Genomic DNA, 6,479 nt, shown 5'->3' with positions numbered 1-6,479 from the left:
CATTGATGATCAAAACAAAGGGAAATTTTCTCCATGTATTAAAACATTGGAAATCAAATCAGAAGAAAAGGAAATCCGATTTCTTCAAAATCAGCAAGTTTGCGATGCTGCATCAAACAAGTTAATTGATCATTCAGCATACACAGGAATAGTTAAGAGTGACCGGTATTCACAATTCGTTTGCTTTGAAGATAAAGCACACTATGAGCGCATTTACCGTAGAACACTAGATACATTTGGTCAAAATGACAAAGAAGGATTTATTTCTGAACTAATGCAGAAAGTAGGTAGAAACGATGTCTTCAAGAAATTACCAAAATAGAGTCAACAATGATTTGGGCGATATCTTTGAAAAAATGATTGATCAAGGTTGTTGGTATTACAGAACAAAAGAAATTGCTTTAATTGAAAAAACACCTGAACCTTTTCGTGTGAAGCAGATACTCGGCGATGGCAGAATGATCGTTTATCCGATCGGGAAAGCTCAACCAGATTATAAAGGCACTCTCTGGGATGGACGTGCCATTGTTTTTGAAGCAAAGATGACTACAACGGATCGATTAAAAAAATCAGTGATCACACAAAATCAGGCGGCCTTGTTGGATCTCCATCAAAAATTAGGAGCGATGGCAGGTGTTTGCTGCATGATCAAAAAGACCGTTGGGTTTATCCCATGGAGTGATTGGCAGAACATGAAAGAAAAATATGGCCGTCAGTACATTCTTGAAGAAGAATTGGAAGATTATCAGGTTGCTACGCCGGGCTACATCGATTTTCTGAATAAAACGAATTGGTGATCCTATGGATGAAAGAATAACCAGTTTCAAAGTAGCACGTGTCGAATTCACTATGTTTTGCGAGGTACGAGGATGGACGGTTGAGTATTTTTCTAACAATCCCAAGAATTACCGCCAATACTATGCAAGATGTTACGTTCCGGAAAAGGCAGATACCTATCATTTTATTATTACACTTGCAGGGAAGTACTATCGCCTTCTCGGAAATAAGAAGTGGGAACCTTATGAATATGTGTATAAGCCAGCAGATGCAGGAGGTGATCAACATGAAACAGAATCAACAGGCAATGAAGCAGAAAGAACATGAAAAAAAGAAGCGTCACAGAGAACGTGCTTTAAAACTACAACGATTGCTTTATCTTTCTAACCTTGATGATCGAGAGATTGATCCAATAAGCGAGGAAGAGCGAGAAGCATTGCGTGTTGAACTTTGGAGAGGGGAGCAATCCCATTTGCGAATTGTTGAAGTTCTATACAAAGGTGAAGTGATTTTCACAGGTACTCGGAAAGACGTATGTCGGAAGTGTAAAAAAGCAAATCGAACGATGAGCGATTTATTACGTTATGGTTATGAAGATAAACAAGGAAGGACTTACCGCTATAAGGATTGGAGTAATGCCATTGCAAGAGAAGTTGATCAATAAGATTTTACTTGAAATTGAAAAAGAGTTCGATGGCTCACAGTTGAAGAGATTGAAAAACATTCTAACGGTTGAATGCTCTAAATATTCAATGATCGGCGATGAGGAACTCAAGTTGTCGCATCAAAAATTTGTTAGTTAGGAGGGAATAATTTGGATAAAAAATACTATGTTGTGATGGAGGATGCGAGCGATAAGCTTTACGCATATTTTCCCGGGACAATGTTGTGCTGGACTGATCGCAAAGATGCAGCAGGTGAATTTGATGCTGATCGAGCTGATTTCTTAGTAGCAAATTTGCAAGAATCAGGTGATGAAGATTTTTACAAAGAAGAATGTAATGGTTTAACGAAAGAGATAAGGAAGGATAAGTATGATTCATGATAATACCAAGGAGCAGTTAAAAGAGCTAGAAGAAATACAATACAAAATGAAACAAGCGAAAGCCTCAGTCGAAGTAGGTCATCAAGATCCCAAAGGTCCTACTGGAAGTCCGCCTGTTTCGATATCTTTCAATAATATCAATTCGGGAAAAGATCAGTAAATTCCCTTTTGGCTTCGTCTAGATATATGGGTACCATCTTTTCAAAATTAATAAGTAACTCAACAAAGTTTTTTGGGTTACTGTTTATCAAACTTGGAATTTCTCTCCAAAGTAAAGGATGTTTTTCGAAGATAGGTAATAGCAAAGTAGCCAAGTATCTTTCTTTTTTTCTATCATAACGTTCCAAAGTGATATTAGAGTTTATATTAAACGGTTCAACTTCAGATATACAGGTTGTCAGATAAGATTTGTATCGCAATGAATTTTGCAAATCACCAATACTTTGATGATACTCGCTCATCTTGTTTAAAAAGAATAAAGATGATACCTCGCAAATTGTTTCTTCAAACCATTTCATGATAAGTGATTTATCGCTCTCAATAAAGTAGTGACAAAGTTCATGAGATGCTTGGTAAACAAATTGTGTGTCGTTCCAGACACTAGGTTCGACAGCTAAAAAGATAACTTGAGATTCTTTAAAATACACAGGTCCAGTTTTTGTCGGATTAACAATAGATAATGTATCTTTTGAAACTACGGACATATGATTATTAAAAATGGGGTAAAAATTAGAGAACAAATGAAAAAAATGAACAAATTCAGATTGGCTATTAGTATCAAAATATAATTCGGTATTCAAAAAAGAGTAGCTTAACATGATAAACCTCCTGAAGATACTTTTTTTCATTATACCAAATAAAAAAGAAAATATTATGAAGTTTACTAACGGAAGAAATAGCGGAATAGGGGGATATTGATGAGTAAACATCATATTAGGACACAACACGAAAGTCTGGATATTTATATAGCAAACGCCGCTTTAGGAGCTATCTCAAAAATGATAGATGAATTGAAAGATATTGCAGCATGCGGTCAAACTCCATTAGTGAGAAATTTAGCTTCGGAGAATCTTGATAAAATCGCAAAATTAATGCGAGATGGGGTGAACTGATGGCTAAAAAAAAGAAAACGTTGTTCTGTGATTACTATGACGAATGGATTGAAACGTATAAAGTTGGGGCTATTGCAAAAGTAACCTTAGAAAAGTATTACAACAGTGCTAAACATCTAAGGAGCATCTGCCCAACGTTGACAATGGACGAACTAAATGACCGTAGAGAATATCAACGTATCATCAATGTCTTTTCGCAAACGCACGAAAAACAAACAACTGTTGACTTTCATCATCAGATTAAAGGGTGCATATTAGACGCTTTCCACGATGGACTTTTACAGAAAGACCCGACTTACCGGACAGTGATCAAAGGTAAAGAGCCACGAGAGAAAAAACAAAAATTCTTACAAAAAGAAGAGTTGTCCAAATTGTTGAAATCCCTAGATCTGCATCATGGCTTAAATCGCGATTGGTTCATTTTGTTATCGGCTAAGACCGGAATGCGATTTGCGGAAACGTTAGCACTAACGCCAGCTGATTTTAACTGGCAAACGAACGAATTAACTATAAACAAGACATGGGATTATAGGTATGGCAAAGGTTTCATGAAAACCAAAACACCTAGCAGCATAAGAACGATTGCGATCGATTGGCAAATAGTCGGTCAATTTAAGCCATTGATTGAACACTTGGATTCAAATGAACCAATTTTTATTGAAAAGCTTGAAAACGGCCAGTATAAAAGGCAGTTTAATTCGACGTATAACAACCTTCTGGCAGCTAAGTGTAAATCCTTGGGTATAACAGAAATAAGCCTACACGCGCTGCGGCACACACACGCAAGCGTTTTGCTGGCAGAAGGCGTATCAATCAATACTATTTCAGCGAGATTAGGGCATGCAGATGTCGGTGTTACACAAGACACCTACTCCCATATTTTAGATGAATTGAAAAAGAAAGATGATGAAAAGATGATGTCTGTACTAATGCAGATCGCATAACGAGGTGATTCTGAATGGCTGAAAAATGGACGGAAGATGATGATATCTATTTGGAGTACTTTGCCTACGATGGTGATGCGCCGATTAAAGACGCAGCCGAATTTCTAAATCGCACAAAAGCAGCTACGGTTTATAGGTTGGTTAACCTGAGAAGAAAGAATAAAGATGTGCCGTACATTAAAAAGAAGTGGACCCAGAAAGAAGATGAATTTCTAAAAAATAATTACCTGGTTATGAATAATCTTCAGCTAGCAGAAAGATTGAACCGAACGCCAGCAGCTGTAAGTCTTAGAAAATCGATGTTAGGTTTGAAAACCATAAAACCGATTGCGGCTCATAGAGCAAGGATTATTGAGATGGCCAGGCTGGGATATTATCGACCAGAAATAGCAAAAGAGCTAAACATCAATGTCGATTCGTTGAGGAAATTTTTGATTGATAATGAGATTGATTGTGATCCGGTGCCGTATGATTTGAGGAAAAAGAAGTTTAAAAATCACAGTTTATGAGAAACTGTATCGGTCAATAATCGACAGATATTACCAACTAGGAGGGATTAATGATGAATGAAGAAATAATCTATGTAGCGGTCAAAGAAGATAATGGAATTGAAAAAATTCAAGCGACTGGATCGAAGGAAACGGCTTCTAAGTGGCTTGATGACTGGGTAAAGTCTAAACGAAGTGATGGTTTTGATGCAGAGGTCAATCATGAATATCTAGATTATGGACTAAAGGCGGTAGTGATGGAGGCAGAAAGTGAAGATGAAGATACTTTCTGTGTTTATAAATTAGGTGTTGAATAGTCAGTAATCCACCAAAATAAACAACTAAGGAGTGAAGCTAGTGCTTCAAATTTTAGAACTTTTCGGAGGTATTGGCAGCCCTCGAATTGCATTGAGAAATTTAGGGATCCCGACTAAGTCAATTGATTATGTGGAGATTGATCAGAAAGCCGTTGATAGTTACAACGCTATATTTGCAAACGAGCTACCTTTTAAAACTCAATCAGTCGTCAATTGGAATCTTAAAGCGGATATTTTGATCCACGGCTCGCCTTGCCAGGATATATCCATTGCTGGTCGCCAAAAGGGCGCTGATGAAGGATCAGAAACTAAGTCTAGCTTAATGTGGGAAACAATTAAAATCATACGTGATATGGGCATATGGAAGCCAAAAATTGTGATTTGGGAAAATGTAAAAGGCGTGACATACAAACCTATGCGAAAAAATTTCAATCGTTATCTTGATGAAATGGAAAACCTAGGTTATTCGAATTCATTTGAAGTGCTTGATGCACGTGATTTTGGACTACCACAAGCACGGCAGCGTGTGTTCACGATTTCGATTCTTAACCAAGAACCTTTTAACTTCAAGATCTTGAAACAAAAACCTATGAAAGATATCAAGGAGTTTTTGTTGTCCAATGATCAAGTTGATCCAATCTACGATGTAACACAGCCTAGTGTTCTTTCTGTAATCGGAAAGACAGGCATCAAACGAGCAACAGTGATTCAAGAATATGCATACACGATCACAACTCGACAGGATCGGACACCAGCGCAAGTTGTTGACTGTGGAAAAGATCGTTTTAGATATCTTACTGAACTGGAGTGTTGGAGGCTACAAGGCTATTCAGACGATGATTTTTTTTCTGCTGCTTCAACTGTTGAGAGAAACGGAAGATTTCGAATGCCAATGTATAAGCAAGCTGGGAATAGTATTCCGGTTGGTATCTTTGAAAGTCTGTTTGAAGCACTAATTTAGTTAGCTATCCGATTTATTGATCCCTCTTCTTTATAGCATCTAATGCTCCAGTAGGAAGGTTTCCATACATTTCAGAAATACGTTTGGGCTGTGAAATTTGATTATCTACAATAATATTTATTATTGATAGTAATGACTTCGCAATTTCTTTGTCATCTGATAGATCTATTTCTCCAGGATGAACTGCATTATTTCCTACAACACGGACAATGTCTAACCCTTGTTGAATCTCTGTGAGCATTCCTGAAGCGACAATCAACCTAATTCGGTCATTCAAATTTTTTCCCTCTGGAGTAATTTTACTCGTAAGCATATCTATAGCGAGACGTGACAGAGCTGCAGATGCTCGGGGTGAGTCATTTATTATAGTCGATGCTTCAATAAACACCTTTTTTATGTCAGTCGGCATATCAACATTTGGTTCAACTGAATTTTTGTTGACTTTAGGAAATATTAGGCTCTCCGACTCATTTCTTTTGGGATTTTTAATCCAAATACTGGTGTTTTTACAAGACGGACATACTAAAGAAAAAACATAAGAATAGTCACTTGGCGTAAAATCAGTGTCTTGATCGAATACAATTCGTTTAAATTCTTCTCTTTGAAACTGATCGGGATTTTCTTGACGGAAATAAAACTCACTTGTCCAATTTTGAGCAACAAAAACATTGCAATGTGGGCAGTTCATACCGAGGGTAGTTCCTTGCTGAGAAGGATATTCTCCATATATATCATCATATTGTATGTATTCCAAAACGATCACTCCTATTTTTTTATTTATTATAACAATAGAGAGGGGGAAACTCTATGCGAAAATTCTTTCTTTACAATAAAT

At 37.0% G+C, this 6,479-nt stretch carries 13 protein-coding genes; 11 read left to right on the top strand and 2 right to left on the bottom strand.

What is annotated here, in order from left to right:
- From ACI3E5_RS06225 to ACI3E5_RS06200, 6 genes are all read left to right on the top strand, one after another.
- Window positions 1–322: hypothetical protein (locus ACI3E5_RS06225; RefSeq protein ID WP_498821099.1), on the top strand; the 322-nt coding region annotated here is incomplete at its 5' end.
- On the top strand, window positions 297–797 hold the full coding sequence (locus ACI3E5_RS06220; protein WP_269924015.1) for a Holliday junction resolvase RecU: 501 nt from the start codon (window positions 297–299) through the stop codon (window positions 795–797). The genes ACI3E5_RS06225 and ACI3E5_RS06220, both read left to right, overlap by 26 nt.
- Window positions 798–801: 4 nt before the next feature.
- Window positions 802–1,104 (top strand): hypothetical protein, encoded by a 303-nt coding sequence (locus ACI3E5_RS06215; RefSeq protein ID WP_375360061.1) that lies wholly within the window; start codon window positions 802–804, stop codon window positions 1,102–1,104.
- Window positions 1,064–1,441: a hypothetical protein gene (locus ACI3E5_RS06210; RefSeq protein ID WP_375360060.1), complete on the top strand. Its 378-nt coding sequence runs from the start codon at window positions 1,064–1,066 to the stop codon at window positions 1,439–1,441. The genes ACI3E5_RS06215 and ACI3E5_RS06210 overlap by 41 nt, the downstream gene beginning before the upstream one ends.
- A gap of 150 nt (window positions 1,442–1,591) precedes the next feature.
- Window positions 1,592–1,822, top strand: coding sequence for a hypothetical protein (locus ACI3E5_RS06205; protein ID WP_498821096.1), 231 nt, complete (start codon window positions 1,592–1,594; stop codon window positions 1,820–1,822).
- A complete protein-coding gene (locus ACI3E5_RS06200) occupies window positions 1,812–1,982 on the top strand; it encodes a hypothetical protein (RefSeq protein ID WP_375360058.1) in 171 nt (56 codons plus the stop codon). Before ACI3E5_RS06205 ends, ACI3E5_RS06200 begins: the two co-directional genes overlap by 11 nt.
- On the opposite strand, the gene ACI3E5_RS06195 is transcribed toward ACI3E5_RS06200, so the two are convergent.
- Window positions 1,960–2,640, bottom strand: coding sequence for a hypothetical protein (locus ACI3E5_RS06195; RefSeq protein WP_498821094.1), 681 nt, complete (start codon window positions 2,638–2,640; stop codon window positions 1,960–1,962). The genes ACI3E5_RS06200 and ACI3E5_RS06195 overlap by 23 nt on opposite strands.
- Before the next feature lie 99 nt (window positions 2,641–2,739).
- On the opposite strand from ACI3E5_RS06195, the gene ACI3E5_RS06190 reads away from it, so the two are divergent.
- Genes ACI3E5_RS06190 through dcm form a run of 5 tightly spaced genes read left to right on the top strand, consistent with a single transcriptional unit; the run spans window position 2,740 to window position 5,644 of the window.
- The gene (locus ACI3E5_RS06190; protein ID WP_498821092.1) at window positions 2,740–2,934 is read left to right on the top strand and encodes a hypothetical protein; all 195 of its coding nucleotides are present in this window, start codon (window positions 2,740–2,742) and stop codon (window positions 2,932–2,934) included.
- Window positions 2,934–3,878 carry a site-specific integrase gene (locus ACI3E5_RS06185; protein WP_498821090.1) on the top strand — a complete coding sequence of 315 codons (945 nt, stop codon included), beginning with the start codon at window positions 2,934–2,936 and terminating at the stop codon, window positions 3,876–3,878. Before ACI3E5_RS06190 ends, ACI3E5_RS06185 begins: the two co-directional genes overlap by 1 nt.
- Window positions 3,879–3,892: 14 nt before the next feature.
- Window positions 3,893–4,387: a hypothetical protein gene (locus ACI3E5_RS06180; protein WP_498821088.1), complete on the top strand. Its 495-nt coding sequence runs from the start codon at window positions 3,893–3,895 to the stop codon at window positions 4,385–4,387.
- A 53-nt stretch (window positions 4,388–4,440) separates the two neighbouring features.
- Window positions 4,441–4,683 carry a hypothetical protein gene (locus tag ACI3E5_RS06175; RefSeq protein WP_498855856.1) on the top strand — a complete coding sequence of 81 codons (243 nt, stop codon included), beginning with the start codon at window positions 4,441–4,443 and terminating at the stop codon, window positions 4,681–4,683.
- A gap of 40 nt (window positions 4,684–4,723) precedes the next feature.
- Entirely contained in the window at window positions 4,724–5,644 is a 921-nt protein-coding gene (dcm, locus tag ACI3E5_RS06170; protein WP_375360054.1) for a DNA (cytosine-5-)-methyltransferase, read from the top strand.
- Between the two features lie 13 nt (window positions 5,645–5,657).
- Here dcm and ACI3E5_RS06165 read toward each other — a convergent pair whose 3' ends face one another.
- Complete coding sequence (locus ACI3E5_RS06165; protein WP_375360053.1) at window positions 5,658–6,398, bottom strand: DUF4145 domain-containing protein; 741 nt, start codon at window positions 6,396–6,398, stop codon at window positions 5,658–5,660.
- Window positions 6,399–6,479 lie beyond the last annotated feature (81 nt).

It is taken from the genome of Candidatus Enterococcus avicola (assembly GCF_047470845.1).
GTDB classification, from domain to species: domain Bacteria; phylum Bacillota; class Bacilli; order Lactobacillales; family Enterococcaceae; genus Enterococcus_D; species Enterococcus_D casseliflavus.
Note: the sequence above shows the minus strand (reverse complement) of the source record. Positions and strands in the feature narration are given on the sequence as shown.